Here is a 26,640-nt window from a genome sequence, read left to right as displayed (position 1 = left end):
GCGTGGGACTGAACGGAAATCGATCGCTTTCCAGTCCGAAACGCCGAAACTATTCAGGATCGAAGAACAATGGGTGGGGACTTGTGCCGCGCGCGTCGCGCGCTCTATTCTGTTTCGTTGGCGATTCGAAGGGGGCAGCATGGACCGAATCCAGGCAATGGAAGTTTTTACCCGTGTGGTCGACGCGAACAGCTTCACGCGCGCGGCCGACACGCTCGCGATGCCGCGCGCGTCGGTGACGACCATCATCCAGAATCTCGAGGCGCTGCTCGGCGTGCGCCTGATGCACCGCACGACGCGCCGGCTGTCGCTGACGCCGGAAGGTGCGGCGTACTACGAGCATTGCATGAAGATCATCTCGGAGATCGCGGAGGCCGACGCGAGTTTCCAGACCGGCAACCGCAAGCCGAGCGGCGTGTTGCGCGTTCACATGCCGAGTTCGCTCGGGCGGCGCATCGTGCTGCCGTCACTGTCGATTTTCCGGCAGCGCTATCCGGACATCACGCTCGAACTGGGGCTCTCCGACCGTTACGTGGATCCGGTCGAGGAGGGGATCGACTGCATGATCCGGGTCGGTCCGCTCGAGGATTCGTCGATGGTCGCGCGGCGGATCGGGATGCTGAAGCGCGTGACCTGCGCGTCGCCCGACTACCTCGCGCGTCACGGCGAGCCGCACGAGATTGCCGATCTCGCCGACCACCACGCGGTGAATTTTCGGTCGAGCCACGGCGCGCGGGCAATTCCGTGGGTGTTCATGATCGACGGCAAGCCGTTCGAGGTGCGGATGAACGGGAGCGTCACGGTCAACGATTCGGATGCCTATGTGACGTGCGGGCTCGAAGGGTTCGGGATGATCCAGCCGACGCTGTTCATGGTGCTGCCGCACCTGCTCGACGGCTCGCTGGTCGAGGTGCTGCCGGACTGCAATCCGAAGCCGAAGCCGATTTCGATTGTGTATCCGCACAACCGGCATTTGTCGCAGAAGGTGCGCGTGTTCGCGGACTGGATCGCGGAGGTGTTCGAGTCGACGCCGTCGCTGGAAGGTGGGGAGAACTGGCGCGGGCGGGTGGGGGCGCAGGCGGTCCGAGAGCCGCGCAGCTCGGTCGCGGCGTAGCCTTGCGCGGCGAGACCGGCCGAGCGAGTCGCGCCCGATCAGGTCGGGAGCATGCCGATGCGCGGATTCAGGCACGCGTAGACGAGGCTGAAGGCGAGCAGCGCGAACAGCAGCGACGTGACGATGCGGGCGACCGTGCGTGTGCGTTCGATCCGGATGAAGAGCGTGCTGCCGACGAGCATCAGCGCCACGCCGATGTAGAAGCTGTTGGCGAATTTGCCTAGGTCGCGTTCGACGAGGCTGTCCGCGAAGCTCATGTAGTCGTAGCTCAGCAGGCGATGCAACTGGTCGGGCGTCGACAGGTTGACGAATGTGCCGGCGACGAACACGAGCCCGATCAGCGTGAGCAGCGTGGCAATGACGATCATGATGCGCCGCTTCATCGGTCAGCCCACGTTGTAGAACGCCTGGATCTGCGCGTTGACGAGCACGATCAGCATGACGAAGGCCCAGCCGAGCACGAGCGCGAAGCGCCTGCGGCTGCGATGGGCGTCAAGTGCAAACAGCGCGGCCATGGCGTTGAGTGAGGCCAGCACCAGTACGTAGAAGCGGCTGGCGAACAGGTCAGCCTCAGGGATCGCGCGGTCGACGTGATTGACCCAGTGATAGGTGATCGGTTTGAGGGCGAGACCTTCGCCCATCACGGCGGGGTCGAGCAGGCGGGAGAGCGTCGGCGCACCGGCACCGGTATAGCAAAGCGCGACCGCCACAAGTGCGAGGGCGGCGGTGCGCCATGGCTTGTCGGGGATGCTCGGGATCATAGGGTGACGTCGGCCGTGTACTGGACGGCGTCATTGTGCCTTCGAAGCAGGGCGGCGGTGTTGATGCGCGACTCAGGCGGCGCGAAGGTCGGCTCGTGAAAGCGGAACCGGCGCATCGGAAGATGCAAATGAAAAAGCCGCTGTTTCTTTCGAAACAGCGGCTCTCGCATTTGGTGGCGAATCAGGGATTCGAACCCCGGACCTGCGGATTATGATTCCGTCGCTCTAACCGACTGAGCTAATTCGCCGAAGACTTGAATTATGTCGATCGGACGGTCGGCTGTCAATACCTTTTTCCATCTTTCCCGAAAAAAGTCGCCGGCGGCCCGTGTCGACCTTCATTGCGGGCGGGAGCCGGTCCCCGGAAGGAGGCCTTCCGCCGACCGTCCCCGCTGCGCACCCGCCATCAATCCTGCGCGTAGATGTTCGAGTCCTTCGTCTCCTTGACGAACAGCAGGCCGATCACGAACGTGGCCAGCGCGATCACGATCGGATACCAGAGGCCCGAGTAGATGTTGCCCTTCGCCGCGACGATCGCGAACGCGGTGGCCGGCAGGAAGCCGCCGAACCAGCCGTTGCCGATGTGATAGGGCAGCGACATCGACGTGTAGCGGATCCGCGTCGGGAACATCTCGACCAGCATCGCCGCGATCGGGCCGTAGACCATCGTCACGTAGATCACGAGGATCGTCAGGATCACGATCGTCATCGGCCAGTTGAGCTGCGCCGGGTCGGCCTTCGCCGGGTAGCCGGCCGATTTCAGCGTCGACGCGAGCGTCTTGTCGAACGCCGCGCCCTGCGCCTTCGCGTCGGCCGCCTTGCCTTCATAGGCGGGGATCACCGTGTCGCCGACCTTGATCTGGGCCGTCGCGCCAGCCGGTGCCGCGACGTTCTCGTAGTTCAGGCCGGCCTTCGCGAGCGCGCTCTTGGCGACGTCGCACGAGTTCGTGAACTTCGACGTGCCCACCGGGTTGAACTGGAACGAGCAGGCGGCCGGATCGGCGATGACCGTGATCGGCGCCTTCTGCGTCGCGACCTCGAGCTGCGGGTTCGCGTAGTGCGTGAGCGCCTTGAACAGCGGGAAGTAGGTCAATGCCGCGATCAGGCAGCCCGCGAGGATGATCGGCTTGCGGCCGATCTTGTCCGACAGCGAACCGAAGAACAGGAAGAACGGCGTGCCGATCAGGAGCGCGATCGCGATCAGGATGTTCGCGCTCGCACCATCCACCTTCAGCGTCTGCGTGAGGAAGAACAGCGCGTAGAACTGGCCCGTGTACCACACGACGGCCTGGCCGGCGGTCAGGCCGACGAGCGCGAGGATCACGATCTTCAGGTTCTTCCACTGGCCGAACGCTTCGGTCAGCGGCGCCTTCGACGTCTTGCCTTCCGCCTTGATGCGCAGGAACACCGGCGATTCGTTCAGCTGCATCCGGATCCACACCGACACCGCTAGCAGCAGGATCGACGCGACGAACGGCACGCGCCAGCCCCAGCTGCCGAACGCTTCCTCGCCGATGAACGTGCGCACGCCGAGGATCACGAGCAGCGACAGGAACAGGCCGAGCGTGGCGGTCGTCTGGATCCACGCGGTGTAGAAGCCGCGACGGTTGGCCGGCGCATGCTCGGCGACGTAGGTCGCCGCGCCGCCGTACTCGCCGCCGAGCGCGAGGCCCTGCAACAGCCGCATCGCGATGAAGATCACGGGGGCGGCGATGCCGATCGACGCGTAGCCGGGCAGGAAGCCGACCACGAACGTCGAGATGCCCATGATCACGATCGTCACGAGGAACGTGTGCTTGCGGCCGACGAGGTCGCCGAGGCGGCCGAACACGATCGCGCCGAACGGCCGCACCGCGAAGCCGGCCGCGAAGCCGAGCAGCGTGAAGATGAAGGCGGCGGTTGGATTGACGCCGGAGAAGAAACTCTTGCTGATGTAGGCCGCGAGCGAGCCGGCCAGGTAAAAGTCGTACCACTCGAACACGGTGCCGAGCGACGACGCGAAGATCACTTTCTTCTCTTCGCCCGTCATCGGCGAGTGGGAAATTTGCCCGCCTAACGTTGCCATGAGTCGTCTCCAAGTCCCTTGATATAGATGTGCGGCCGCCTTGGGTGGACGGGCCTGTCGAGGATTATTGGTACGGAAACTTACGGCCGACTGACTCGCGCGTGCAAAACGACTGCAGGTTAACCCGCGCCGAATCGGTGGCTTTGTGAGCTCATCGTGCTGCGAAGTGCTTTGATTGTCTGGTAAATCGTCGATTTCGACTCAATCGCGGCGTGCTGCGGCGGCGCCCATCAGGGTTAATCCGGGGCGGTTTCGGCCAGCGGCAGGCTGACGCGCACGAGCGTGCCGGCGAGGCGCGGTGCGTGCTGGTAGACGTGATCGTCGAGCGTCAGCGTGCCGCCGTGCTGCGTGGCGATCTCGCGCACGATCGCGAGCCCGAGGCCGCTGCCGTCGCCTTCGCGGCCGAGGATCCGGTAGAAACGCTCGACGACGCGCTCGCGTTCGGCGGCCGGGATGCCCGGCCCGGTGTCCTCGACTTCGAGATGCACGAGCCGCGCCGCGGGCTCGGCGCGCACGCGCACCGTGATGCGGCCGCCGTCCGGCGTGTAGCGGATCGCGTTGTCGATCAGGTTGCCGAGCATCTCGCGCAGCATCACCGGATTGCCGTCGACGTCGAGCGGCCCGTCGTCCGGCGGGTCCGGCGGGCCTTCGTAGCCGAGATCCATCCGTTTCGCGAGCGCGGCCTGTACCCAGTCGCGCACCGCGCGCCGCGCGAGCGTGGCGATCTCGACCGGCTCGAACGTCAGCCCGCTCGCGCGGTTCTCGGCGCGCGCCAGCGCAAGCAACTGCGTGACGAGCCGCGCGGCCTGCTCGGAGCTCGTCGCGATCTGCTCGAGCGAGCGCTGCACGTCGGGCGGGACGGGGTGGCGCAGCGCGAACTCGGCCTGCGTGCGCAGGCCCGCGAGCGGTGTCTTCATCTGATGGGCGGCGTCGGCGATGAAGCGCTTCTGCAGCGCCATGTTCTGTTCGAGGCGGGCGAGCAGGTCGTTGAACGACGTGACGAGCGGCTCGATCTCGGGCGGCGCGCGCTGCGCCTCGACGGGCGACAGGTCGTCGGGCCGCCGCGCGCGGATGTGCGCCTGCAGCGCGTTGAGCGGCGCGAGCCCGCGCGACAGCCCGAACCAGACCAGCAGGATCGCGAGCGGCAGGATCACGAACTGCGGCAGGATCACGCCCTTGATGATGTCGTTCGCGAGCGCGTTGCGCTTGTCCAGCGTTTCGCCGACCTGCACGAGCACGGGCTGCGGGCTGCCCGCTTGCGGCAGCGCGACTGTCGTATAAGCGACGCGCACGTCGTTGCCGCGCAGCAGGTCGTCGCGAAACATGACGACGCCCGGCGGCGGGCGGTCCTCGTCGCGCGGCAGCGGCATGTCGGCTTCGCCCGCGACCAGCTCGCCGCGTGTGCCGAGCACCTGGAAGTACACGCTGTCGACGTTGTCCGCGCGCAGGAAATCGCGGGTCTGCTCCGGCAGCGTCAGCTCGGCGACACCGTTCACCGGATGGATCTGCCGCGCGAGCACATAGGCGTTGGTCTCGAGCGCGCGGTCGAACGGGCCGTTCGCGATCGTCTTCGCGACCAGATAGGTAACGGCGATGCTCATCGGCCACAGCAGCAGCAGCGGCGCGAGCATCCAGTCGAGGATCTCGCCGAACAGCGAGCGCGGGCGCGGCGCCTCGGGCGCATCGGTTTCGTCGGGCGGCGCGAACGGGTTCTCGTAGCGCGCGTCGCGCGCTTCGTCGGCGGCCGACGACGGCGCGCCGGTCGGATGGCGGGTAGGGGCCGGCGTGGCCATCGCGGCGACGCCCGGGTTCAGCGCAACGGCGTGCCGGCCACCGCGGGCTGGGGCGCTGCCGTGTCGGCCGGCGCGGCGGGCGCGACCTTCTCGAGGCAATAGCCGAGGCCGCGCACGGTCGAGATCCGTACGCCGCTGGGTTCGATCTTCTTGCGCAGCCGGTGCACGTAGACTTCGATCGCGTTGTTGCTGACTTCCTCGCCCCATTCACAGAGATGGTCGACGAGCTGCTCCTTCGACACGAGCCGGCCGATGCGCTGCAGCAGCACCTCGAGCAGGCCGAGCTCGCGGGCGGAAAGGTCGAGCACGTGATCGTTCGCATACGCGATCCGGCCGACCTGGTCGAACGCGAGCGAGCCGTGGCGCACGACGGTCGGGCCGCCGCCCGCGCCGCGCCGGGTCAGTGCGCGCACGCGCGCCTCGAGCTCGTTGAGCGCGAACGGCTTGGCCATGTAGTCGTCGGCGCCGAGGTCGAGCCCCTTCACGCGCTCGTCGACGCTGTCGGCGGCCGTCAGGATCAGCACGGGGAGGTTGGAATTGCGGGCGCGCAGGCGCTTGAGCACGTCGAGCCCGGGCATTTTCGGGAGCCCGAGATCGAGGATCAGCAGGTCGAATGTCTGCATCGACAGCGCGGTATCGGCGTCGACACCGGTCTTCACGTGGTCGACCGCATAGCCCGATTGGCGGAGTGACCGGGTGAGGCCGTCCGCGAGTATGCTGTCGTCTTCCGCGATGAGAATTCGCATGGTGCTGACCGATGGCCGGCAGGGCGTTCGCGCCGGCCGGCTGTCTCCGAAGTTATTCGTGTACAACGCTCTGCATTGCGGGCTTGCACAAAACACTGTTTTTTTATACAGTGTCTGCATTCGTGGGCAGCGCTTGAAAGCGGGCGCGCCTCTAACAGACGCTGCTCATCATAGCAAAGGACGATTCATGGAAGATAGCAAGAAGGGCTCCGGGATGACCGCCGAGAAGAGCAAGGCGCTGGCCGCCGCGCTTGCCCAGATCGAGAAGCAGTTCGGCAAGGGCTCGATCATGCGCATGGGCGACGGCGAGGCGGCCGAGAACATCCAGGTCGTGTCCACGGGCTCGCTGGGTCTCGATATCGCGCTCGGCGTCGGCGGCCTGCCGCGCGGCCGGGTGGTCGAGATCTACGGTCCGGAATCGTCCGGTAAAACCACGCTCACGCTGCAGGTCATTGCCGAACTGCAGAAGATCGGCGGCACCGCAGCGTTCATCGACGCCGAGCACGCGCTCGACGTTCAATATGCGGCGAAGCTTGGCGTGAACGTGCCGGAGCTGCTGATCTCGCAGCCGGACACCGGCGAGCAGGCGCTTGAAATCACCGACGCGCTGGTGCGCTCGGGCTCGATCGACATGATCGTCATCGACTCGGTCGCGGCGCTCGTGCCGAAGGCCGAAATCGAAGGCGAGATGGGCGATTCGCTGCCGGGTCTGCAGGCCCGCCTGATGTCGCAGGCGCTGCGCAAGCTGACCGGCACGATCAAGCGCACGAACTGCCTGGTGATCTTCATCAACCAGATCCGGATGAAGATCGGCGTGATGTTCGGCAACCCGGAAACCACGACGGGCGGCAACGCGCTGAAGTTCTACTCGTCGGTGCGTCTCGACATCCGCCGGATCGGCTCGATCAAGAAGAACGACGAGGTGATCGGCAACGAAACCCGCGTGAAGGTCGTCAAGAACAAGGTGTCGCCGCCGTTCCGCGAAGCGATCTTCGACATCCTGTACGGCGAAGGCATTTCGCGTCAGGGCGAGATCATCGATCTCGGCGTGCAGGCGAAGATCGTCGACAAGGCGGGCGCCTGGTACAGCTACAACGGCGAGAAGATCGGCCAGGGCAAGGACAACGCGCGTGAATTCCTGCGCGAGAATCCGGAAATCGCACGCGAGATCGAGAACCGCATTCGCGAATCGCTTGGCGTGGTCACCATGCCCGATGGGGCAGGCCAGGACGAAGCCGAGGCGATGGACGAAGAAGAGTGATGGTCGGGCGCCGAGGTCAGGCTGGCGAGCCGGAGGAGAGCGACGCGCCCGAAACGGCGGGTCGCTCCGGCCGGCGAGCCGGATCCTCGGGCGCCGATCGGCGGGGCGCAGGCAGCAATGCCGCGAACCGCACCGCGACGAGGGCATCCGACGATGCCCTCGTTTCGTTTGAGATTGCCGCACCGGACGATCCGTTCGACGACGATGAATCGTTCGACGCGCACGATCGCTCCCGCCGTCGTGTTTCCGGTGTCAGCTTCCCGGGTGATCGCGCAGCCGATGCATCGGCGCCGGCCAGGGAAGATGTCTATACGCGCAGCAGCCAGCATCCGCGCCGCACACGTCGCGCGCCGGGTGCTTCTTCCAGCACTGCATCAGGTGACGCTCCGGGCGCGACCGAGCGCAAGTCATCGAAGCCTCAGCGATCGCTGAAGGGCCGCGCGCTCGGCTATCTATCCCGCCGTGAATACAGTCGCACGGAACTCGCGCGCAAGCTCGCGCCCTACGTCGGCGAAGACGAATCCGTCGATCCCGTGCTCGATGCGCTGGAACAGGAAGGCTGGCTGTCCGATGCGCGCTTTGCCGAGAGTCTCGTGCATCGTCGCGCGTCGCGTGTCGGCGTCGCACGCATCGTCAGCGAGCTGAAGCGTCATGCGGTGGGCGACACGCTCGTCGAAGAGGTGAATGCGCAGCTCCGCGAGACTGAATGGGCGCGTGCGCAGGCGGTCTGGCGCAAGAAATTCGGTGCACTGCCGCAAACGCCGGCCGAGCGTGCGAAGCAGGCGCGCTTTCTCGCCGCGCGCGGCTTCTCGAGTGCGACCATCGTGAAGTTGCTGAAGGTCGGCGACGATTTCCTGGTCGACGACTGACCACGCCGATCGCGCGCGTGGCGCGCGATTTTGCTGCATCGCAACCGCTTCCGGACAGGCGGGAATACCCGCCGTTGCGTCAAGCTGTCTCAAATACCCAATATGCTAAAATCCTTGGGTTTTCCTCTTCGGCCTCAACCTCCAGCATGCCGCTATCCGAGCCCGTGCCCCGTCAGTTGCGACATCAACGCGCAATCCGAGCGGAAGCTTACGAGCGCGGCGACGGCTTGTGGGACATCGAAGCCTGCCTGACCGACCACAAGCCGCGCGATGTCGCGCTTGCGTCGGGCATCCGGCCCCAGGGCCTGCCGATCCACGAACTCTGGCTGCGCGTGACTATCGATCGTGACCTCAATGTCGTCGACGCCGAAGCGTCTTCGGAATGGGTTCCCTATCCCGGTCACTGTCAATCCGCCACTCCCGCCTATCGCGCCCTCATCGGGCTCAATCTCTTCCGCAATTTCCGCCGCAACGCGAACCGGCTGCTCGCCGGCGTCGCAGGCTGCTCCCATCTCACCGAACTGTGCGCCGTGCTGCCGACCGCAGCGATCCAGGCGTTCGCCGGTGACGTGTGGAACGTGCGCGAGGAGGGGGGCGAGGGGCCGGACCATGACGGCGTGCACGACGAAGCGCCTTTCCAGCTCGGCCGCTGCCGGGCGTTGCGGTTCGACGGCGAGGTCGTGCGGCAGTACTACCCGCGCTGGTATGGCGCGAGCCGGCCGGACGTGCCCGGTGAAGGCAGCACGAAGGAATGAACGGAAATCATTCGAAGAAGCGTCTAAAGCGACTTTTCATCCAACTCTCAGACTGAAGGGAATCACGCATGAAGATTCACGAGTACCAGGGTAAGGAAATCCTGCGGAAATTCGGAGTCGCGGTACCGCGCGGCAAGCCGGCGTTCTCGGTGGACGAGGCCGTCAAGGTGGCAGAAGAGCTCGGCGGCCCGGTATGGGTCGTGAAGGCTCAGATTCACGCAGGTGGCCGTGGCAAGGGCGGCGGCGTGAAGGTGGCGAAGTCGATCGAGCAGGTCCGCGAATACGCGAACCAGATCCTCGGCATGCAGCTCGTCACGCACCAGACGGGCCCGGAAGGCCAGAAGGTCAACCGTCTGATGGTCGAAGAAGGCGCCGACATCAAGCAGGAACTGTATGTCAGCCTCGTCGTTGACCGCGTGACGCAAAAGATCGTTCTGATGGGTTCGAGCGAAGGCGGCATGGACATCGAAGAAGTCGCCGAAAAGCACCCGGAACTGATCCACAAGGTCATCGTCGAGCCGTCGACGGGCCTGCTCGACGCACAGGCCGACGACCTCGCCGCGAAGATCGGCGTGCCGGCTGCTTCGATTCCGCAAGCGCGCGCGATCCTGCAAGGCCTGTACAAGGCATTCTGGGAAACCGACGCGTCGCTGGCTGAAATCAACCCGCTGAACGTTTCCAGCGACGGCAAGGTCATCGCACTCGACGCGAAGTTCAACTTCGACTCGAACGCGCTGTTCCGCCACCCGGAAATCGTCGCATACCGCGATCTGGACGAAGAAGATCCGGCTGAAATCGAAGCGTCGAAGTTCGACCTCGCGTACATCTCGCTCGACGGCAACATCGGCTGTCTCGTGAACGGCGCAGGCCTGGCAATGGCGACGATGGACACGATCAAGCTGTTCGGCGGTGAGCCGGCGAACTTCCTGGACGTCGGCGGTGGCGCGACCACCGAGAAGGTCACGGAAGCGTTCAAGCTGATGCTGAAAAACCCGGATCTGAAGGCGATCCTCGTGAACATCTTCGGCGGCATCATGCGCTGCGACGTGATCGCGGAAGGCGTGATCGCCGGTTCGAAGGCCGTGAACCTGAACGTGCCGCTCGTCGTGCGCATGAAGGGCACGAACGAGGACCTCGGCAAGAAGATGCTGGCCGATTCGGGCCTGCCGATCATCTCGGCGGACAGCATGGAAGAGGCTGCGCAGAAGGTCGTCGCGGCTGCCGCAGGCAAGTAAGCGCGCTCAATGAATAGGTATGGCGGCGCGGTTCGCTCGCGACGCCAATCGAACAGAGGTCAAAATACATGTCGATTCTGATCAACAAGGACACGAAGGTCATCACGCAGGGCATTACCGGCAAAACCGGTCAGTTCCATACGCGCGCCTGCCGTGAATACGCAAACGGCCGCGAAGCATTCGTCGCGGGCGTGAACCCGAAGAAGGCCGGCGAAGATTTCGAAGGCATTCCGATCTACGCAAGCGTCAAGGAAGCGAAGGCGGAAACCGGCGCGACCGTGTCGGTCATCTACGTTCCGCCGGCAGGCGCAGCCGCTGCGATCTGGGAAGCGGTCGAAGCCGATCTGGATCTCGCGATCTGCATCACGGAAGGCATCCCCGTGCGCGACATGATCGAAGTGAAGGACCGCATGCGTCGCGAAGGCCGCAAGACGCTGCTGCTCGGGCCGAACTGCCCGGGCACGATCACGCCGGACGAACTGAAGATCGGCATCATGCCGGGTCACATCCACCGCAAGGGCCGCATCGGCGTCGTGTCGCGTTCGGGCACGCTGACGTATGAAGCGGTTGCCCAGCTGACGGCACTCGGCCTCGGCCAGTCGTCGGCAGTCGGTATCGGCGGCGACCCGATCAACGGTCTGAAGCACATCGACGTGATGAAGATGTTCAACGACGATCCGGATACGGACGCAGTCGTGATGATCGGCGAAATCGGTGGTCCGGACGAAGCCAATGCGGCAGAGTGGATCAAGGACAACATGAAGAAGCCGGTGGTCGGCTTCATCGCTGGCGTCACGGCGCCTCCGGGCAAGCGCATGGGCCACGCCGGCGCGCTGATCTCGGGCGGTGCGGATACGGCCGAAGCGAAGCTGGAAATCATGGAGGCGTGCGGCATCACCGTGACGCGCAACCCGTCGGAAATGGGCCGTCTGCTGAAGAAGGCGCTGTAATATTTCCACCTGGGTTCGTCCTGCAGAAAACGCCGGCTTTGCCGGCGTTTTTTGTTATGCTCGCGCAATGAATTCGTAAGCACCGGGCATGCATCGCGCATGTGCCGGCAATGAACCGGGTCGCCCGCGGGCGGCCGCCGTCCTGCCCGTCACGCCATGCTCGAATTCCTGACGTCGCTCCACTGGGGCGCCGTTCTCCAGATCGTCATCATCGATATCCTGCTCGGCGGCGACAACGCCGTCGTGATCGCGCTCGCATGCCGCAACCTGCCCGCGAACCAGCGGCTGCGCGGCGTCGTCTGGGGCACCGCGGGGGCGATCCTGCTGCGTGTCGCGCTGATCACGTTCGCGGTCGCGCTGCTCGACGTGCCGTTCCTGAAGCTCGGCGGCGGGTTGCTGCTGCTGTGGATCGGCATCAAGCTGATGGCGCCGGCCGAGGGCGCGCACGACGACATCAAGCCGGCCAGCCGGCTGTGGGACGCCGTGAAGACGATCGTGATCGCCGATGCGGTGATGAGCCTCGACAACGTGATCGCGATCGCGGGCGCGGCCGAACAGGCCGACCCGTCGCACCGGATCGCGCTCGTGATCTTCGGGCTCGTCGTCAGCGTGCCGATCATCGTGTGGGGCAGCACGCTGGTGCTGAAGCTGCTCGACCGTTTCCCGATCTTCGTGGCATTCGGTGCGGGGCTGCTCGGCTGGATCGCGGGCGGGCTGATCGTGAATGACCCGGTCGGCGACCGCTGGCCGGTGCTCGATACGCCGGAGGTCCTCTACGGCGCGAGCATCGCGGGCGCGCTGTTCGTCGTGGCGATCGGTTACACGCTCAGGAAGCGCCGCGACGTACCGCACGCGCACTGACATTGGCCGTCCGGCCGACTGCCGGATTCACGGCCCGCTGGCTACGATCGAGACGCCTGCCTTTACGGCAGGCGTTTTTCGTTTCCGGAGCCTGCCATGTTCGAAGCCTTTTCCGTTTCCCTGTTCCGTCGCGTGGCCGCCGATCTGCGGCGCGCGAACCGGCCGTCGCCGCGCTGGCGGCCGGCCGGCTTCACGCTGATCGAACTGATGATCGTGCTGGCGATCGTCGGCGTGATCGCGGCCTATGCGATTCCCGCGTACCAGGATTACCTTGCGCGCTCGCGCGTCGGCGAAGGGCTCGCGCTTGCGTCGTCCGCGCGGCTCGCCGTCGCCGACAACGCCGCAAGCGGCGCGAGCCTCGACGGCGGCTACAGCCCGCCGGCCGCGACCCGCAACGTCGAATCGGTTGTGATCGACGGCGAGACCGGCCAGATCACGGTCGCGTTCACCACGCGCGTCGCCGCGGCCGGCACCAACACGCTGGTGCTCGTGCCGTCCGCGCCCGACAAGGCCGACGCGCCCACCGCACGCGTGCCGCTCAAAAAGGGCGCGATGCAGGCCGGCGCGATCGCGTGGGAGTGCTTCGCCGCCGGCAAGGGGGCGTCGTCGCTGCCCGCGCCGGGGGCCGGGCCGCTGCCGGCTGACGCGGCGACGCTGCCCGCGAAATATGCGCCGGCGGAGTGCCGCGCTTAGTGCCGATCGTGGTGCAGGGCGGCGCGGGCAGCATGCCGGCCGCCTCGTCAGCCGGCCGGGGCGGCCACCCGGCGCCAGGGCGCGGAGCGAAGGCCCCGCACAGAGGGGGCAAAGTTTTGTATAGTGCGCCGGTTGCTGACATCCGGTTCGCTCATGCCTTCTACTTTTTCCCGTTCGTTGCCGCTCGTTGCGCTGGCTGTCGCCCTGATCGTGCCGTACGCGATCACGAATCACACGTATCCGATCCCGACCTTCTATTCCGAGTTTTCGGCACTGGTGCTGTATTTGCTGGTCGGTGTGTCCGTTGTGCTGCTCGCGCGCGCGGGCCGCCCGGCCGAGCCGTTTGCGGCGCCGGCCGCGTTCGTCGCGCCGCTCGGGTTCGCCGTGGTGCTCATCGCGCAGGTCGCGCTGATCCCGCTCAAGGTGCCGTCGATGAACTGGCTGGCGGTCGGCTATCTCGCCGCCGCGCTGGTCGCGATGCAGGCCGGCTATGCGCTCGCGCGCGACGGCCTGGCCGAGGCCGTGTCGCGGATGATGGCCGGCGCGCTGCTCATCGGCGGCGTGTTCGCGGTCGGAACGCAGATCGTGCAGCTGTTCCACCTCGAGTCGGCGCTGTCGCCGTTCGTCGTGATATACAACGTCGCGGTCGATCGCCGTCCGTACGGCAACATGGCGCAAGCGAACCATCTGGCCAGCTACATCGCGTTCGCGTTCGCGGGCGCGCTGTATCTCGTGCAGACGCGCCGGCTCGCGGTATGGGCGTGGCTCGTGCTGTCGATCGTGCTGTCCGCCGGTCTGGCGCTGACGGTGTCGCGCGGGCCGTGGCTGCAGGTCGCGGTGATGGTCGTCGCGGGCTTCTGGATGGCGTGGCTCGAATCGCGCCGCGCGCCGGGCAATGCGCGTGCGTGGGCGATCCCGGTCGTGCTCGCGGTGGCGTTCATCGCGGTGAACGTCGCGGTGCGCTGGGCGAACGTCCACTATCACCTGGGTCTCGCGGAATCCGCGGCCGACCGGATGCGGGACGCGGGGCAGATCGCACCGCGCCTCGCGCTGTGGAAGTACGGGCTCGCGATGTTTCGCGAACATCCGCTGCTCGGTGTCGGCTGGGGTGAATTCCCGTCGCACCAGTTCGCGCTCGTGCGCTCGCTCGGCGGTGTCGAGATCGCGAACAACTCGCACGACATCTTCATCGACCTGCTCGCGAAGTCCGGCCTCGCCGGCCTGGGCGTGCTCGTCGTCGCGCTCGTGACGTGGTTCGTGCGCGCGGTGCGCGCGCCGCAGTCGAGCATGCGCGTGTTCGGCTTCGCGCTGATCGGCATCCTGCTGATGCACGCGCTGGTCGAGTATCCGCAGCAGTACATGTTCTTCCTGTTGCCGGCCATGTTCGTGATCGGGCTGCTCGAGGTGAAGTCGCTGCGCATCCTGCCGGGGCGTGCGGCATTCGGGCTGTTCGCGGTGCTGTCGGTCGGCGGCGTGCTGGCGGCGGTGCCGGTGCTGCGCGACTACCAGCGCGCGGAAGTGCTGTATTACGGCAGCGATCCGGCTGCGCAGTACCGCGATGCGCCGTCGCTGCTGTTCGGCGCGTGGGGTGAATACGGTGCGGCTACGCTCCTCCCGATTTCGGCGGACGACCTGCCGGCCAAGCTCGCCGCGCATGAGCGCGCGATTGCGCTGCTGCCCGGCGAGACGGTGCTGCGCCGCTATGCGGCACTGCAGGCGCTGGCCGGCCGCGAGGCCGACGCGCTCGACACCGTCGCACGCCTGCACGTGTTTGCGAAGGAGTTGAAGGACTGGCCGCAGCAACTGGCCGCGCTGTACAAGCTGTGCGATCAGCAGCCGGCGCTGAAGCCGTTCAAGGCGGCGGTCGTCGCGAAATACGGCGAAGTGCCGGCCGATGCGGCCGACGACGAGGACGACGACGATTCGGATTGATGCGCGCAGCGCCTGCCGGAACGGGGAATTCCGGCATGTGCCGAGCCGCGACGGAGCGGCGGTGCGCGTCGGGCGTTAGCGCCCGGCGCGAACCCGGCGATTCCGGCCGCGCATCGATTACCTCGCGGATTGCATGGATTCCGGCTGAAGGCCCGGCGATTCGCGTCAACCATTGTCAAATCGCCGCCTCTCGCCGGGCCGCGCGTGCACAATGCGCGAAAGCGCTCGCGTGCCGACCCGTGTGAGGCGAGGGCAGCGCGAACACAGGCAACACCCCGGTCACCCGGGAAGTCCGCCACGCAGGATCGCGGCCGAGCATCGATCGGCCGTGCGGCCGTAACGGGGCGCCGGTCCGATGGCTGCGGCGCAGTGTGATGCATGCGATGCGGCCGGGCGACGTGTTCCGGTGCGCGGCGCGTGTGTCCGGAACAGTGCTGAAGAACGATATTCGACCATGGCTATTCGCTCGACCTACCTGATCCTGCCCGCCGTCGCGATGCTGTTTTCCGGCTGCGCGATGCTGTCGTCGTCGCAGGAAAGCAAGCTGACCTGTCACATTCCACGCGCCGTCTATCCGGATACCGCGAAGCCGCTCACGCGCCCGGCGACCGTGCTCGTGCGCGCGCTGATGACGACGTCCGGCGAAGCGCAGAACGTCACCGTGACGACGAGCAGCCGCAATGCGGCGGCTGATCGTGCGGCCGTCGACGCGATGACGCACGCGACCTGCGTGCAGACGGGCGCGACCGCGAACCCGTTCCTGCTGACCCAACCGTTCGTGTTCGAGCCGCAGCGCGGCCAGTGAGGCGTGGGCGGTGCGGCCCGCTTAGAGGTCCCCGCCGCCTCGTTGTGCATGACCGCCGACAGTCGATGCGCGCGGCCGTGACGGCACGCGCGTCCGACGTTCAGTGCTGCGGCATCAGGTTCGCGCCGCGGCAAGCCGGCTCGGCCGCGGTACTCAGCCCGAGCAGCGTGAACCCGTTGCGCTCCTGGCGAATCTGCGCGTAGTGTCGCGCGACCGTTTCCCCGGTGGTGCCCGTCAGATCGAGTTCGACCTGAAAGCGATCCTTGCTGTCCGAGCAGCCGCGCACCGGGCCATACGCGAACCCCCTGCCGGCCACCTTGCTGGCCTTGTCGAACGCCTGCCGGCCTTTCAGCGCGGCCGCTGCTGCGGCGGGTTCGCTCCATTCGCGCGCCAGCGCATCATCCGCCTTCAGCCATTCGTCGACGAAATCGCGGCCGTTGAGCGCGACGGGCTGTACGCGCTGCACGGTGTCGCCGTCGACGCGGTAGCGGAAGATGCCCGGCCGCGTCATCACGTCGCTGTCCATCGAGCCGACCGTCGCGCGCACCTCGAAGCCGTCGGGGCGCACCTTGAACCGGATCGGGTTGTCGTCGAGCGCGTAGCTGTTCTCGGAATGACCGCAAACATCATCAGCAGTTGAGGATGTAGCCGTCCGCGATAGTCCATGCTGTGGTCAGGAGCTTGACCGCATCTGCCTCAGGAACGACTTGGGGTTCTCCGTGGCGTGGGGCCTGCGCTGCATTTTCCAGTAGCCTCGTCGCTGATTCATCACACCCGGCAATCTCGCGCAGTGTCTTCCACTGAGTTGTCTTGTCCTTCGGGTCCAGTGATCGAGTAGCGACGCAATGGTGGCGAAGCGATTCGATGGCTCGATAGCAGTGGAAAGCAACATCGTCCGGTTCCTTCATCGCGGTGATAAGGTCGCGTAAGCACCGATGAAGGAAGACTCCCGGTTCGCCTCGCAGCTTAGGACGCATGGCTGCAATTCGGGCATGCAGATCGACTCCCCGATGCAGTTCGCCGATGCAAGGAACGTCGATGCCGAAAACGACATCGAGACCGACTTCCGGGCAGATGGCCCGCCGTATTTCCACATCATAGGTGTGGCCGAGAAGGAAGCCCACAATGTCCATTTCCAGCTGGACCATGTACCTGACTGCGTTGCGCAGGTCCAAGGCATTCCACTCGACTTCCGTCTCGACCCATACAGCCACCTGATTCATGAGAATCCGAACGTCAGCTTTCGCATTCACCCCGGATACAACGTGCTTGAACTTAGGGGAGATGTGGTGATCGGGTATCTGCGCTCGTTCGGGATGGACCACGCCGTCGAGGAAATATCTGTAGGTCATTTCGGTGTCGTCAGGCGATCAACCCCGCTCGTCCGCTGGCAACGGACATTCAACCTCGATCAACCGCTTCCTCGCGACCGCAAGCTGTTCTTCCGTGAACAGATCGCGCCACGGTTTCTGAAGGACAAGATATTCGACGCTTAGACGGAGGTTTTCCCGTCCACGGAGAAAGAGTTCAGTGAACCCTTCCGATGGCTTGTTTGTTGCCAGCAGTCGGTTCGCAGTCTCCTTGCCACCGTGTTCGTTCACCATCCGCAAGAAGTATGTTGCGTGGTATGGCGGCTTCAACCGTCGGGCGGCGTCATAAATGCCGCGCATCGCTTGGTCGAATTGTTCGATGGTCTTGTCGGTCATGTTTTAACTAGTCGCCGTGATAATCATGGAGCCTGCATCGTGGTCCGCCGCGCCGAATTTGAGACCCTGGGGCGCTAACATTCCGCCAGTTGGTTTTTGCAGTCGGACGGACTGCAAGGGCTTATCGGTTCAGGCGGACGAAGATAGCTTATACGCTAAACGTATGATCGCAATCGAGGCATTTGTAGTTGTCGAGCACATGCGAGTCCACCATCTCGCCAGCTTTTGAGCCTACAACTGCGCCGGTGGCGGCACCACCCAATGCGCCCAAAATACCACCGGCGATGCCGCCAAGCAGGGTTCCGACGACAGGAACTAGCGAACCGATTGCTGCACCCGCGGCCGCGCCTTCGCCTGCACCGAGCCAGCCTCCCACTGCCCCTGCGCCCGCCCCAACCGCAGTGCCTGCTTTTTTCCCGTAATTTCGCTTGTCCACCTGCGGGCTGTTGCATTTCGGGCAAGTGATAGCCATTTTGAGACCCTCCGTGCTTGTTCGTTACGACATGGTTAGAAAGGGGGCGCCTGCGATAGGGGGGCGTCCGCATAACTCAGTGTAGTTATCGACCGCTTAGGGCCTTTCTTTATGGATTGCCGGTAACCAATCTCACGTCTCGTGATGGCCCAGACAGGAGTGTGCTGACCACCTACGAGCAATGTGAATCGGGTGTGCCTCAGGTGAACCGGGTCGAGACTTTTCTCTAAACGGTTCACACCGAGCCCATAAAAAAACTGATTCAGTGCGAACCATGCTGCTCAGGTCACCGAAGAAGGCCAATGATTGTTCGTGCACACTCATAGACCGCTGGAAGTAGCTACCTATTCGATGATGCCCTCCCGCTCTGTGCCGTCGATTGGCTGATTAGCAGTGACTTTCCCGAAATAAAGATACACACCAGTTAGCAGGCTAACTTTTCCGCCGAATATCGTTCCATACAAAATCTGAACGCCAAGACTGGACGCGGTCGACTGGAATGTGTAGTTATTGGTCAAGCCGTGGCCTTGAATGTATTGCTGCGTCATATCATCGGGCGCGTTTGGGGTTGTGCCTGCACCAATGAACTCGTAATCGGCTGGCACTCCATTTCTAGAATATCTGATCAACTCTGAAACAGGGGCCACTGGAATTTTTGTTGTATCTTTGCTTCCAATGCTAAGACTTTTTAGCATGGCTGATGGGACGGCTCGGCTGGGGCTAAAATTTATTTGATGAGATTGATTTTCCCCTGGATTAACCGGAGCCAAAAATCGAATCTTCACCCTCTGTGCCGGCAGTGTGCTGGTATTGGAAAGGCTGAGTGTTAAATAGTCTTCGCTATCCGATGCCCATTTCTCAATTTTAGCGGAGGCTAAGTCCAATTTGGTTGGATTTGAGGCTTCGATATATCTCTCTATTTTTGCGAGTGCATCTGCCGCATCCTTTGCGACAGAGAATTTCGGGCAGTACTGCGCAGGGAATGATTTTGGTGTAGCCGAATTAACTACAATATTGCAGTCGCCGGTGACGATTTGCGCATTCCCTGCACCTTCAGCGCTAGTGGACAACGAGGGGCATGAAGAGAGTGCGGCAACTAGAGCGATGAGCGAAATTTTCACTTTCACTTCTGTTTCCCCGCTTGGTTGGTAACATTATTGTTCGAGCCATTCACCACCTGGACATTATTGGACAAAAGGCCTCCCGTATTAATGCCGGTGACAACAGGAGCCGACGATCCCGAAGCGGGTGCAATCGGGGCCGCATTTAGTTGTACATTCCCTACGGATGAAGATGCGCCTTGCGCAACACTGTTGCCATTGCCATTGCCATTGCCATTGCCATTGCCATTGCCATTGCCATTGCCATTGCCATTGCCATTGCCATTGCCATTGCCATTGCCATTGCTTGATTGTGCTCGCGCGTTCTCAACCGAGCCTCGATTCTGGCCTAAGACTGTACCGGCAGATACAAGGAGAACACCAAGGGAGATGAGGAAAAAGCACACAACCGCCAGTTGGATGATTTTTTTATCCGATTTCTTGGTTTTCAGCACGGCGAAGACGACGCCAGACGCGACTGAAACCACGAAAGCAGCGCAGACAATAGGATTATTAAGATATGGAGCCCAAGCTCCGGATTCAATTGCCACTCAACCACCTCCTAGTCGTCCATTGATCGCGAGCGCATTTATTGCACCCACATGGATAACGGCATGAATTCATCAGATCTTTACATTGGCATGACCCTAGCCCACAAAACTGTCCCATTTGAAAGTGGAAAATTCCGGCATGGCGTTGTCATCGAGACCAGGAGGTCATGCCGTGAAGAAGAGCAAGTTCACCGAGGAACAGATCACATACGCATTGAAGCAGGCCGAGCTGGGCACGCCTGTCGCGGAGGTGTGCTGCAAGATGGGGATCAGCGACGCGACGTTCTACAATTGGCGGACGAAATATGGCGGGCTGTCGCGCTCGGAACTGCGCCGGCTGAAGCAACTTGAGGAAGAGAACGCCAAGCTCAAGCGGCTCGTGGCCGATCTGTCGCTGGACAAGGCCATGCTGCAGGACGTGCTGTCAAAAAAGCTCTGAAGCCTTCTCGGCGCCGTGAGCTTTTCACGGACTTGATGCAGCGTTTCGGCGCAAGCCAGCGGCAGACCTGCGCGTTATTGCAGCTGTTCCGCACGGTCTACCGCTACGAGTCGGTCGCGCGGGATCAAAGCGCACTGGAAATGCGCATCAAGTAGATCACGGAAGTGCGAGTGCATTACGGTGCGCATCGGCGGAATTCGCCCGCCAGTGCACCGATCGGGCCGGTTCGGCCCGCCCCGAAGAGCCGGAATTTTCCAACTAAGACTGGGACGGAAATTGGGCCAGCCTCAGAATTGAAGCCATTCCAGTTTCTTGTGAGACCGGAGTGGGACAAGATCGATTTTTCGTATGCTAGCAGTCAGATTCGAGGCGATTTCGTCAAACGAAGGTGATACCGGGGTGGCCGGTATGGAATCGAAGAAAGGATTTACGAAACGGAGTCTTATTCCTCCGCCTTCCAGTCCCCCGACTTCCCGCCGCGTTTCTCGCGCACGCTCACGTCGGTGATCACCATCCCGCGATCGACGGCCTTGCACATGTCGTAGACGGTCAGCAGCCCGACCTGCACGGCGGTCAGCGCTTCCATCTCGACGCCGGTGCGCCCGAACGTCTCGACCTGCACGACGCAGTGGACGCCGGGCAACGCGTCGTCGAGTTCGAACTCGACGGCCACGCGCGTCAGCGCGAGCGGATGGCACAGCGGGATCAGGTCGGCCGTGCGCTTGGCGCCCTGGATGGCCGCGATGCGCGCGACGCCGAGCACATCGCCTTTCTTGGCCTTGCCGTCGCGGATCAGCGCGAACGTGGCCGGCAGCATCCGGATCGTGCCGCGCGCGATCGCGATGCGTCGGGTTTCCTGCTTGCCGCCGACGTCGACCATGTGCGCATGGCCGGCGGCATCGAAATGGGTGAGTCCTGACATGTCTTCCTCTAGTGGAACGGCGGGCGCGAGCACGTCCCGCGATCGCGCATCGCGATTGGCCGGGGCATCGAATCCCGTCTCTGCGCCCCGATCCGATCCAACGGTTCAACGGGCGCCTATCATAGCAGTGGCATACGCGGCGCCGGGGACGCAGATGGCGTCCATGCCGAACGGGACAGTCACGCTGCCGCCGGTACAATGACCCGAATATTCAGACCAAACGCCGCGATGCGCGCCCGGCGCGCGGGACGGCGTCGTTTTCATCCTGCCATGCGTGTCAAACAGTTGCTTGCCGTGTCGCTGTCGGTGGCGCTCGCATTGCCTCCGAGCGGCCGTGCGCAGAGCGCGTCCGCGCCGCCGCTCGAATCGGCGGCCGGCGGCGCGCGGTCGATTTCCACCGTGCCGTCCGGCATCGCGGCCGGCGTGTTCGGCACGTACGGCGGCGCGGAGAGCCGGTTTTCGGACGCAGGCGGCGCGTCGGCACCGGCCGCGAGCCTGCGCGCGCCGCTTCGCTCGCTGGAGCTGCCCGACCTGGGCGACGGCTCCGGCGGTTCGCTGACGCCGCAGGCCGAGCGCCGGCTCGGCGAACGCGTGATGCGCGAAGTGCGGCGCGATCCCGACTATCTCGACGACTGGCTCGTGCGCGACTACCTGAACGCGATGGCGGCGCGGCTCGCGGCCGCGGCGGCCGCGCGCTTCATCGGCGGCTACACGCCGGACTTCGACCTGTTCCCGGTGCGCGATCCGCAGATCAACGCATTCTCGATGCCGGGCGGCTTCATCGGGATCAACAGCGGCCTCGTCGTCACGACACAGACGGAGTCGGAACTCGCATCGGTGGTCGGCCACGAGATGGGGCACGTGCTGCAGCGGCACATCGCGCGGATGATCGGCGCGAATGAGAAGACCGGCTACACGGCGCTCGCGACGATGCTGCTCGGTGTGCTGGCCGGCGTGCTCGCGAGAAGCGGCGACCTCGGCAGTGCGATCGCGATGGGCGGGCAGGCGTATGCGGTGGACAACCAGCTGCGCTTCTCGCGTTCGGCCGAGCGCGAGGCCGATCGCGTCGGCTTTCAGCTGCTCGCGGGCGCGGGCTATGACCCATACGGGATGCCGGGCTTCTTCGAGCGGCTCGACCGCGCGTCGATGGGCGATGCGGGCGTGCCGGCCTACGCGCGTACGCACCCGCTGACCGGCGAGCGGATCGCCGACATGGAGGATCGCGCGCGCCGCGCGCCGTACCGGCAGCCGCGCCAGTCGCCCGAATACGGGTTCGTACGTGCGCGGCTGCGCGTCCTGCAGAACCGCGCGCCGACCGACATCGCGGCCGAGGCGCGGCGGATGCAGTTCGAGATCGACGATCGCACCGCGCCGAACGTCGCGGCGAACTGGTACGGCATCGCACTCGCGGATGCGCTGCTCGGCGAATACGACGCGGCCGGCAAGGCGCTCGCGTCGGCACGCAGTGCGTTCGACGCCCGCGAGCGGCGTGAGGACGATCCGGCGACGAGCTCGCCGAGCCTCGACGTCCTGGCCGCCGACATCGCGCGCCGCGCGGGGCGGGCCGACGACGCGGTGCGGCTCGCGGCGCTCGCGCAGCGGCGCTGGCCGGCGTCGCACGCGGCGATCGTCGCGCATCTTCAGGCGCTGATCGCGGCGCGCCGTTTCGCGGAAGCGCAGGCGCAGGCACGCGCGCAGGCGAAGGCCGACCCCGAGCAGCCGGACTGGTGGGACTATCTCGCGAAGGCGAGCGACGGCAAGGGTGACCTGCTGGCGCGGCGCCGCGCGCTCGCTGAGAAGCTCGCGCTCGACGGCGCGTGGCCGTCGGCGATTCGCCAGCTGAAGGAAGCGCGCGACGCGAAGGACGTGTCGTTCTACGAGCAGTCGATGATCGGCGCGCGGCTGCTGGAATTCGAGGCGCGCTACAAGGAAGAGCGCGAAGACGAGAAGAATGGCCGCGGGTAGCGGCCGATACTCGGGAAGCGCGGGCGCGGCCGCTGCGGGTCAGTTGCCGCTGTCAGCCGTATTGCGGGCCTGTTGCGCCGGGCTGGCGACGTAGCCGAACCGCGCGGGCACGTCCGCACCGACGATGCTGCCGAGCGGCAGCGTGCGGCCGTCGCGCCAGCGCAGCACGGGCGGCGCGGCATCGAAATCCGCATGATCGGCGAACAGCCCGAGGTCGTGATCGTGCAGCGCCGCGATGCGCGGCGGCGTGCCGGCCGCGCGAAACAGCACGCCGCCCGCGTCGTCGAGCCAGGCTTCGTCCGGTTCGAACGGCGCGCCGGTCTGGTCGGTGAGCGTGAGCTGCCCGTCGCGCTCGGCGAGCCGGACGATCCACGGTGTATAGGCGAGCTCGACGTACACGCGCTGCGGCCCGTTCTGGAAGAACCACTGGCCCTGCGCATCGCATTCGTAGTTGCGGCCGATGAACGCGTTCAGCGCCGCATGCCGGATCGGCGAGCCGAGTTCGCCGGCCGCCTGCGCCGCGTCGTCGCGCAGCCGCCATTCGCCGCGCCGGTCGAGCAGCAGCCAGCCGGTACAGTGCGGCACGTTCGGCCACTTGGCGAGGGCCTGCGTGACGATGTCATCCATGGTCGACGAATTTGGAGCAATAGCCGAACACCCGCGCCGACAGCCAGTCGAGGCGGCCGGGGAACGGCCCGGTCATGAATCCCGCGTGCCCGCCGGCCGCAGGCTGGTCGAGCTCGACGGCCGGCGATACGTCGGCCGGGCCCGGTAGCGCCGATTCAGGCAGGAACGGGTCGTTGCGGGCGTTGAGGATCAGCGTCGGCACATCGATCGCGGGCAGCAGCGGCCGTGTCGTCGCCTTCGTCCAGTAGTCGTCGGCGTTCGCGAAACCGTGCAGCGGCGCGGTCACGACTTCGTCGAAGTCGCGCATCGTCACGGCCTGCAGCATGGCGTCGCGGTCGAACAGCCCCGGGTACTGGTCGAGCTTCGCGAGCGCCTTGCGCTTGAGCGTCTTCAGGAAGCTGCGCGTGTAGACCATCGCAAAGCCTTGCGACAGCGCGCGCCCGCCGGCGTGCACGTCGATCGGCGTCGAGATCGCGGCGGCCGCCCGCAGGATCGACGTGTCGCTGCGATGCTCGCCGAGCCAGCGCAGCAGCACGTTGCCGCCGAGCGACACACCGGCTGCGACGAGCGGCCCGCGATGCTGCGCGGCGAGCCGGCGCAGGATCCAGTCGACCTCGGCGCTGTCGGCGAGATGGTAGAAGCGCGGCTGGCGGTTGATCTCGCCGCTGCAACTGCGGAAGTGCGGCACGACGGCGTGCCAGCCCTTCGCGCGCGCGGCGGCCATCATCGCGAGCGCGTAGTGCGAGCCGGAGCTGCCTTCGAGGCCGTGGAACAGCACGAACAGCGGCGCATCGGGCGCCGGCGCCGCGCTGTCGAGATGCGCGACCCAGTCGAGATCGATGAAGTCGTGATCGGGGGTTTCCCATCGCTCTCGTCGATAAGCGACGACGGGACGCCGCGCGAACAGCGCGGGCACGATGGTTTGCGCATGGCTGTTGGGCAGCCAGCGTGGTGCGCGATAGCGCAGTATGTCGTCGTCGGGGGCCGGGGCCCCGGTCAGCGGCGAGGTGGGCGGAGAAGCCGTACTCATGATCGCCCCGCGTATGCGTTGCTTCGTCTTTTCGTCAGTGCAGCGGACCCTGCCCATGACGGATCTTCGCGGCGAATTGTCCGGCCGCTTGTTCGGGAATCGGGCTCGCGTGAATGTGCGCGATGCGCCACTCGCCACGTTCGTGAATCATCACGTACGTCGCGAAAACCATGTCGGGTTCGGCCGTCAGGTCGGCCTGCTGATGCGCTTCGGCGATCGTATAGACGACCGTGCCGAGGCTGTCGTACACGCGGATGTCGAGCGGCTCGATCGTCACGGGGCGCGTGGCGAGCCGGTTGGCGAGCCCGCTGCGGATCTGGTCGAGGCCGTGCAGATGCTCGCCGTCCGCCCATACGCAGCTGGCGAAATCCTCGTCGATCCACAGTCCCAGCAGCGCGTCGAGATTGGCATCGGCGACGGCCTGGTAGTAGGCGTTCAGCGTATCGGCGGCGGCTTCGAAGAGGCGGGCAAAACGTGGCATCGGGGTTATCTCTCGCGCGCGTCGCGCGCCGTATTCAGCACGGCGGCCCGGATGGAGCCGCCGTACACCGGTGAATCGGATTGCCCGGCGCGCCGTGCGACGCTGCCGGCCAGGGTCAGCGCTGCCCGACGAGCATGCCGCGCAAATCGCCGAATACCTGCTCGGGACCGAGTTCGCGCAGGCACTTCAGGTGGCCGAGCGGGCACTCGCGTTCGAAGCAGGGACTGCATTCGAGATGAAGCCATTGTACCTTCGCCAGGTCCGACAGCGGAGGGGTGTGGCGCGGATCGGTCGATCCGTACAGCGCGACGAGCGGCCGGCGTAGCGCGGCGGCAACGTGCATCAGCCCCGAATCGTTGGTGACCACCGCGTTCGCGCGCGCGATCAGCGCGCACGCCTCCGACAGCGACGTCTGCCCGCACAGGTTGCGCACGTTCGGCGCGTGGTCGGCGATCGCCTGCGCGGCCGCGGCGTCCTTCTGCGAGCCGAGCGCGACGATCTGCGTGTACGGGAACGACTGGTGGACGATGGTGGCGAGCGACGCGAAGTGCTCGGGCGGCCAGCGCTTGGCCGGGCCGTATTCCGCGCCCGGGCAGAACACGACGAGCGGCTTGCGCGTATCGAGATTGAAACGTGCGGACACGCGCGCCGTCTCGTTGAGATCGGCGTCGAGGCGCGGCGCGGGCAGCGTCTTCATCGACTCGGGCAGCTTCGCGCCCGGCGCGTATGCAAGCGCCGCGTAGTGGGCCGTCATCGGCGGCCGCTCGCCCGATTTGTCCGGGTTCGCGTGCCGCACGTTCAGCAGCCCGTAGCGGTGCTCGCCCGTGTAGCCGACCCGCAGCGGGATGTTCGCGAGCCACGGGATCACCGCGGATTTCAGCGAGTTCGGCAGCACGTACGCCGCGTCGTAGCCGACGTCGCGCAGGTCGCTCGCGAGCTGCCAGCGGCGCAGCAGTTGCAGCTTGCCGTGCGCGAGATCGGTCGCGTAGACATCGTGGATCTCGGGCATCCGCTCGAGCACGGGCGCGACCCACGAGGGCGCGACGGCATCGATCGCGATGCGGGGATGGTTTTTCTTCAGCAGCGCAAAAAGCGGCTGCGCCATCAATGCGTCACCGATCCAGTTCGGTGCGATAACCAGCGCTCGACGCATCAGGTCGACTTCCGATGTCGTAATGAAGCACGGCGCTCAGGCGCCGCGTTCGGGTTGCCAGAATGGAGAATGGCGGCGCGCCGGCAATCCGGCTGCGCCGCCTGGGCGATCGGCGGGCCTGCATCAGCCTGCAGGCCCGGCCGCCGGGGCTCAGTGGCCCTTGACGACCTCGCCGTCACGCAGCTTGTAGCGCGTGCCGCAGTACGGGCAGCGTGCCTCGCCGTGCGAGACGTCGATGAAGACGCGCGGGTGGGCGCTCCAGCGCGCCATGGCCGGGTTCGGGCAGTACGCGGGAAGATCCTTGGCCGTCAGCTCGACCAGCGGCATTTCCTTGATTTCACTCATGAGACTTTC

At 65.2% G+C, this 26,640-nt stretch carries 27 protein-coding genes, 1 tRNA gene and 2 pseudogenes; 12 read left to right on the top strand and 18 right to left on the bottom strand.

Features of this window, described 5'->3' with window-relative positions:
• Positions 1-139: 139 nt before the first annotated feature.
• Entirely contained in the window at positions 140-1,114 is a 975-nt protein-coding gene (locus tag CFB40_RS14540; RefSeq protein WP_089431654.1) for a LysR family transcriptional regulator, read from the top strand.
• Positions 1,115-1,152: 38 nt separating this feature from the next.
• Here the strand turns inward: CFB40_RS14540 and CFB40_RS14535 are convergent, their stop codons facing one another.
• From CFB40_RS14535 to CFB40_RS14505, 6 genes are all read right to left on the bottom strand, one after another.
• Positions 1,153-1,482 carry a hypothetical protein gene (locus CFB40_RS14535; RefSeq protein WP_143329847.1) on the bottom strand — a complete coding sequence of 110 codons (330 nt, stop codon included), beginning with the start codon at positions 1,480-1,482 and terminating at the stop codon, positions 1,153-1,155.
• Positions 1,483-1,500: 18 nt separating this feature from the next.
• On the bottom strand, positions 1,501-1,875 hold the full coding sequence (locus tag CFB40_RS14530; protein ID WP_089431653.1) for a hypothetical protein: 375 nt from the start codon (positions 1,873-1,875) through the stop codon (positions 1,501-1,503).
• 171 nt (positions 1,876-2,046) lie between these two features.
• Positions 2,047-2,123: transfer RNA gene (locus tag CFB40_RS14525), tRNA-Met, on the bottom strand.
• Between the two features lie 158 nt (positions 2,124-2,281).
• Positions 2,282-3,940 (bottom strand): MFS transporter, encoded by a 1,659-nt coding sequence (locus CFB40_RS14515; RefSeq protein ID WP_089426255.1) that lies wholly within the window; start codon positions 3,938-3,940, stop codon positions 2,282-2,284.
• 236 nt (positions 3,941-4,176) lie between these two features.
• Positions 4,177-5,733 (bottom strand): sensor histidine kinase, encoded by a 1,557-nt coding sequence (locus CFB40_RS14510; protein ID WP_089426254.1) that lies wholly within the window; start codon positions 5,731-5,733, stop codon positions 4,177-4,179.
• 17 nt (positions 5,734-5,750) lie between these two features.
• On the bottom strand, positions 5,751-6,479 hold the full coding sequence (locus CFB40_RS14505; RefSeq protein ID WP_041492943.1) for a response regulator transcription factor: 729 nt from the start codon (positions 6,477-6,479) through the stop codon (positions 5,751-5,753).
• Positions 6,480-6,666: 187 nt separating this feature from the next.
• Here CFB40_RS14505 and recA point away from each other — a divergent pair, with 187 nt between their 5' ends.
• From recA to CFB40_RS14460, 9 genes are all read left to right on the top strand, one after another.
• Positions 6,667-7,740, top strand: a complete 1,074-nt coding sequence (gene recA / locus CFB40_RS14500; RefSeq protein ID WP_089426253.1) for a recombinase RecA — start codon at positions 6,667-6,669, stop codon at positions 7,738-7,740.
• Positions 7,740-8,609, top strand: coding sequence for a recombination regulator RecX (gene recX, locus CFB40_RS14495; protein WP_089426252.1), 870 nt, complete (start codon positions 7,740-7,742; stop codon positions 8,607-8,609). The genes recA and recX overlap by 1 nt, the downstream gene beginning before the upstream one ends.
• A 146-nt stretch (positions 8,610-8,755) precedes the next feature.
• Positions 8,756-9,364, top strand: coding sequence for a DUF2889 domain-containing protein (locus tag CFB40_RS14490; protein WP_039360581.1), 609 nt, complete (start codon positions 8,756-8,758; stop codon positions 9,362-9,364).
• Between the two features lie 68 nt (positions 9,365-9,432).
• Positions 9,433-10,599 (top strand): ADP-forming succinate--CoA ligase subunit beta, encoded by a 1,167-nt coding sequence (gene sucC, locus CFB40_RS14485; protein ID WP_011353083.1) that lies wholly within the window; start codon positions 9,433-9,435, stop codon positions 10,597-10,599.
• A gap of 68 nt (positions 10,600-10,667) precedes the next feature.
• Positions 10,668-11,549, top strand: coding sequence for a succinate--CoA ligase subunit alpha (sucD, locus tag CFB40_RS14480; protein ID WP_006477916.1), 882 nt, complete (start codon positions 10,668-10,670; stop codon positions 11,547-11,549).
• A gap of 156 nt (positions 11,550-11,705) precedes the next feature.
• Entirely contained in the window at positions 11,706-12,410 is a 705-nt protein-coding gene (locus CFB40_RS14475) for a TerC family protein (protein ID WP_089431651.1), read from the top strand.
• Between the two features lie 96 nt (positions 12,411-12,506).
• Positions 12,507-13,103, top strand: a complete 597-nt coding sequence (locus CFB40_RS14470; RefSeq protein ID WP_089431650.1) for a pilin — start codon at positions 12,507-12,509, stop codon at positions 13,101-13,103.
• A gap of 153 nt (positions 13,104-13,256) precedes the next feature.
• Positions 13,257-15,035 (top strand): PglL family O-oligosaccharyltransferase, encoded by a 1,779-nt coding sequence (locus CFB40_RS14465; RefSeq protein WP_089431649.1) that lies wholly within the window; start codon positions 13,257-13,259, stop codon positions 15,033-15,035.
• 454 nt (positions 15,036-15,489) lie between these two features.
• Positions 15,490-15,840 carry a TonB family protein gene (locus tag CFB40_RS14460; protein WP_089426248.1) on the top strand — a complete coding sequence of 117 codons (351 nt, stop codon included), beginning with the start codon at positions 15,490-15,492 and terminating at the stop codon, positions 15,838-15,840.
• 100 nt (positions 15,841-15,940) lie between these two features.
• On the opposite strand, the pseudogene CFB40_RS14455 reads toward CFB40_RS14460, so the two are convergent.
• The 6 genes and pseudogenes from CFB40_RS14455 to CFB40_RS14430 all read right to left on the bottom strand — a co-directional run.
• Positions 15,941-16,441 (bottom strand): annotated as a pseudogene (locus CFB40_RS14455) (hypothetical protein); the annotation flags it as partial.
• A gap of 28 nt (positions 16,442-16,469) precedes the next feature.
• Positions 16,470-17,192, bottom strand: a complete 723-nt coding sequence (locus CFB40_RS14450) for a hypothetical protein (protein WP_089426247.1) — start codon at positions 17,190-17,192, stop codon at positions 16,470-16,472.
• An 18-nt stretch (positions 17,193-17,210) separates the two neighbouring features.
• A complete protein-coding gene (locus tag CFB40_RS14445; RefSeq protein ID WP_089426246.1) occupies positions 17,211-17,546 on the bottom strand; it encodes a hypothetical protein in 336 nt (111 codons plus the stop codon).
• Positions 17,547-17,694: 148 nt separating this feature from the next.
• Positions 17,695-18,018 (bottom strand): hypothetical protein, encoded by a 324-nt coding sequence (locus CFB40_RS14440; RefSeq protein ID WP_089426245.1) that lies wholly within the window; start codon positions 18,016-18,018, stop codon positions 17,695-17,697.
• Between the two features lie 344 nt (positions 18,019-18,362).
• Entirely contained in the window at positions 18,363-19,145 is a 783-nt protein-coding gene (locus CFB40_RS38000; protein WP_143329846.1) for a hypothetical protein, read from the bottom strand.
• Positions 19,142-19,669 (bottom strand): hypothetical protein, encoded by a 528-nt coding sequence (locus CFB40_RS14430; RefSeq protein WP_143329845.1) that lies wholly within the window; start codon positions 19,667-19,669, stop codon positions 19,142-19,144. The genes CFB40_RS38000 and CFB40_RS14430 overlap by 4 nt, the downstream gene beginning before the upstream one ends.
• A 172-nt stretch (positions 19,670-19,841) precedes the next feature.
• On the opposite strand from CFB40_RS14430, the pseudogene CFB40_RS14425 reads away from it, so the two are divergent.
• A pseudogene (locus CFB40_RS14425) lies at positions 19,842-20,260 on the top strand (transposase); the annotation flags it as partial.
• Positions 20,261-20,550: 290 nt separating this feature from the next.
• On the opposite strand, the gene moaC reads toward CFB40_RS14425, so the two are convergent.
• Complete coding sequence (gene moaC / locus CFB40_RS14420; protein ID WP_089431647.1) at positions 20,551-21,030, bottom strand: cyclic pyranopterin monophosphate synthase MoaC; 480 nt, start codon at positions 21,028-21,030, stop codon at positions 20,551-20,553.
• Positions 21,031-21,300: 270 nt separating this feature from the next.
• On the opposite strand from moaC, the gene CFB40_RS14415 reads away from it, so the two are divergent.
• A complete protein-coding gene (locus tag CFB40_RS14415) occupies positions 21,301-22,995 on the top strand; it encodes a M48 family metalloprotease (protein ID WP_089431646.1) in 1,695 nt (564 codons plus the stop codon).
• 39 nt (positions 22,996-23,034) lie between these two features.
• Here CFB40_RS14415 and CFB40_RS14410 read toward each other — a convergent pair whose 3' ends face one another.
• From CFB40_RS14410 to CFB40_RS14390, 5 genes are all read right to left on the bottom strand, one after another.
• On the bottom strand, positions 23,035-23,622 hold the full coding sequence (locus tag CFB40_RS14410; RefSeq protein ID WP_089426241.1) for a DUF2946 family protein: 588 nt from the start codon (positions 23,620-23,622) through the stop codon (positions 23,035-23,037).
• The gene (locus CFB40_RS14405; protein ID WP_089426646.1) at positions 23,615-24,652 is read right to left on the bottom strand and encodes a hydrolase; all 1,038 of its coding nucleotides are present in this window, start codon (positions 24,650-24,652) and stop codon (positions 23,615-23,617) included. Before CFB40_RS14405 ends, CFB40_RS14410 begins: the two co-directional genes overlap by 8 nt.
• 34 nt (positions 24,653-24,686) lie before the next feature.
• A complete protein-coding gene (locus CFB40_RS14400) occupies positions 24,687-25,133 on the bottom strand; it encodes a nuclear transport factor 2 family protein (RefSeq protein ID WP_006749968.1) in 447 nt (148 codons plus the stop codon).
• 115 nt (positions 25,134-25,248) lie between these two features.
• On the bottom strand, positions 25,249-26,286 hold the full coding sequence (gene waaF, locus CFB40_RS14395; RefSeq protein WP_039360609.1) for a lipopolysaccharide heptosyltransferase II: 1,038 nt from the start codon (positions 26,284-26,286) through the stop codon (positions 25,249-25,251).
• Between the two features lie 150 nt (positions 26,287-26,436).
• Positions 26,437-26,631 (bottom strand): zinc-finger domain-containing protein, encoded by a 195-nt coding sequence (locus tag CFB40_RS14390; protein WP_006749970.1) that lies wholly within the window; start codon positions 26,629-26,631, stop codon positions 26,437-26,439.
• Positions 26,632-26,640: the final 9 nt, after the last annotated feature.

The sequence above is a fragment of the Burkholderia sp. AU31652 genome, from assembly GCF_002223155.1.
Classification (GTDB): Bacteria; Pseudomonadota; Gammaproteobacteria; order Burkholderiales; family Burkholderiaceae; genus Burkholderia.
Note: the sequence above shows the minus strand (reverse complement) of the source record. Positions and strands in the feature narration are given on the sequence as shown.

Excerpts from the sequence above, each read along its gene's own strand:
- CFB40_RS14540 (WP_089431654.1), top strand. The coding sequence starts at position 140 with ATGGACCGAATCCAGGCAATGGAAGTTTTTACCCGTGTGGTCGACGCG.
- CFB40_RS14535 (WP_143329847.1), bottom strand. The coding sequence starts at position 1,482 with ATGATCGTCATTGCCACGCTGCTCACGCTGATCGGGCTCGTGTTCGTC.
- CFB40_RS14530 (WP_089431653.1), bottom strand. The coding sequence starts at position 1,875 with ATGATCCCGAGCATCCCCGACAAGCCATGGCGCACCGCCGCCCTCGCA.
- CFB40_RS14515 (WP_089426255.1), bottom strand. The coding sequence starts at position 3,940 with ATGGCAACGTTAGGCGGGCAAATTTCCCACTCGCCGATGACGGGCGAA.
- CFB40_RS14510 (WP_089426254.1), bottom strand. The coding sequence starts at position 5,733 with ATGGCCACGCCGGCCCCTACCCGCCATCCGACCGGCGCGCCGTCGTCG.
- CFB40_RS14505 (WP_041492943.1), bottom strand. The coding sequence starts at position 6,479 with ATGCGAATTCTCATCGCGGAAGACGACAGCATACTCGCGGACGGCCTC.
- recA (WP_089426253.1), top strand. The coding sequence starts at position 6,667 with ATGGAAGATAGCAAGAAGGGCTCCGGGATGACCGCCGAGAAGAGCAAG.
- recX (WP_089426252.1), top strand. The coding sequence starts at position 7,740 with ATGGTCGGGCGCCGAGGTCAGGCTGGCGAGCCGGAGGAGAGCGACGCG.
- CFB40_RS14490 (WP_039360581.1), top strand. The coding sequence starts at position 8,756 with ATGCCGCTATCCGAGCCCGTGCCCCGTCAGTTGCGACATCAACGCGCA.
- sucC (WP_011353083.1), top strand. The coding sequence starts at position 9,433 with ATGAAGATTCACGAGTACCAGGGTAAGGAAATCCTGCGGAAATTCGGA.
- sucD (WP_006477916.1), top strand. The coding sequence starts at position 10,668 with ATGTCGATTCTGATCAACAAGGACACGAAGGTCATCACGCAGGGCATT.
- CFB40_RS14475 (WP_089431651.1), top strand. The coding sequence starts at position 11,706 with ATGCTCGAATTCCTGACGTCGCTCCACTGGGGCGCCGTTCTCCAGATC.
- CFB40_RS14470 (WP_089431650.1), top strand. The coding sequence starts at position 12,507 with ATGTTCGAAGCCTTTTCCGTTTCCCTGTTCCGTCGCGTGGCCGCCGAT.
- CFB40_RS14465 (WP_089431649.1), top strand. The coding sequence starts at position 13,257 with ATGCCTTCTACTTTTTCCCGTTCGTTGCCGCTCGTTGCGCTGGCTGTC.
- CFB40_RS14460 (WP_089426248.1), top strand. The coding sequence starts at position 15,490 with ATGGCTATTCGCTCGACCTACCTGATCCTGCCCGCCGTCGCGATGCTG.
- CFB40_RS14450 (WP_089426247.1), bottom strand. The coding sequence starts at position 17,192 with ATGACCTACAGATATTTCCTCGACGGCGTGGTCCATCCCGAACGAGCG.
- CFB40_RS14445 (WP_089426246.1), bottom strand. The coding sequence starts at position 17,546 with ATGACCGACAAGACCATCGAACAATTCGACCAAGCGATGCGCGGCATT.
- CFB40_RS14440 (WP_089426245.1), bottom strand. The coding sequence starts at position 18,018 with ATGGCTATCACTTGCCCGAAATGCAACAGCCCGCAGGTGGACAAGCGA.
- moaC (WP_089431647.1), bottom strand. The coding sequence starts at position 21,030 with ATGTCAGGACTCACCCATTTCGATGCCGCCGGCCATGCGCACATGGTC.
- CFB40_RS14415 (WP_089431646.1), top strand. The coding sequence starts at position 21,301 with ATGCGTGTCAAACAGTTGCTTGCCGTGTCGCTGTCGGTGGCGCTCGCA.
- CFB40_RS14410 (WP_089426241.1), bottom strand. The coding sequence starts at position 23,622 with ATGGATGACATCGTCACGCAGGCCCTCGCCAAGTGGCCGAACGTGCCG.
- CFB40_RS14405 (WP_089426646.1), bottom strand. The coding sequence starts at position 24,652 with ATGAGTACGGCTTCTCCGCCCACCTCGCCGCTGACCGGGGCCCCGGCC.
- CFB40_RS14400 (WP_006749968.1), bottom strand. The coding sequence starts at position 25,133 with ATGCCACGTTTTGCCCGCCTCTTCGAAGCCGCCGCCGATACGCTGAAC.
- waaF (WP_039360609.1), bottom strand. The coding sequence starts at position 26,286 with ATGCGTCGAGCGCTGGTTATCGCACCGAACTGGATCGGTGACGCATTG.
- CFB40_RS14390 (WP_006749970.1), bottom strand. The coding sequence starts at position 26,631 with ATGAGTGAAATCAAGGAAATGCCGCTGGTCGAGCTGACGGCCAAGGAT.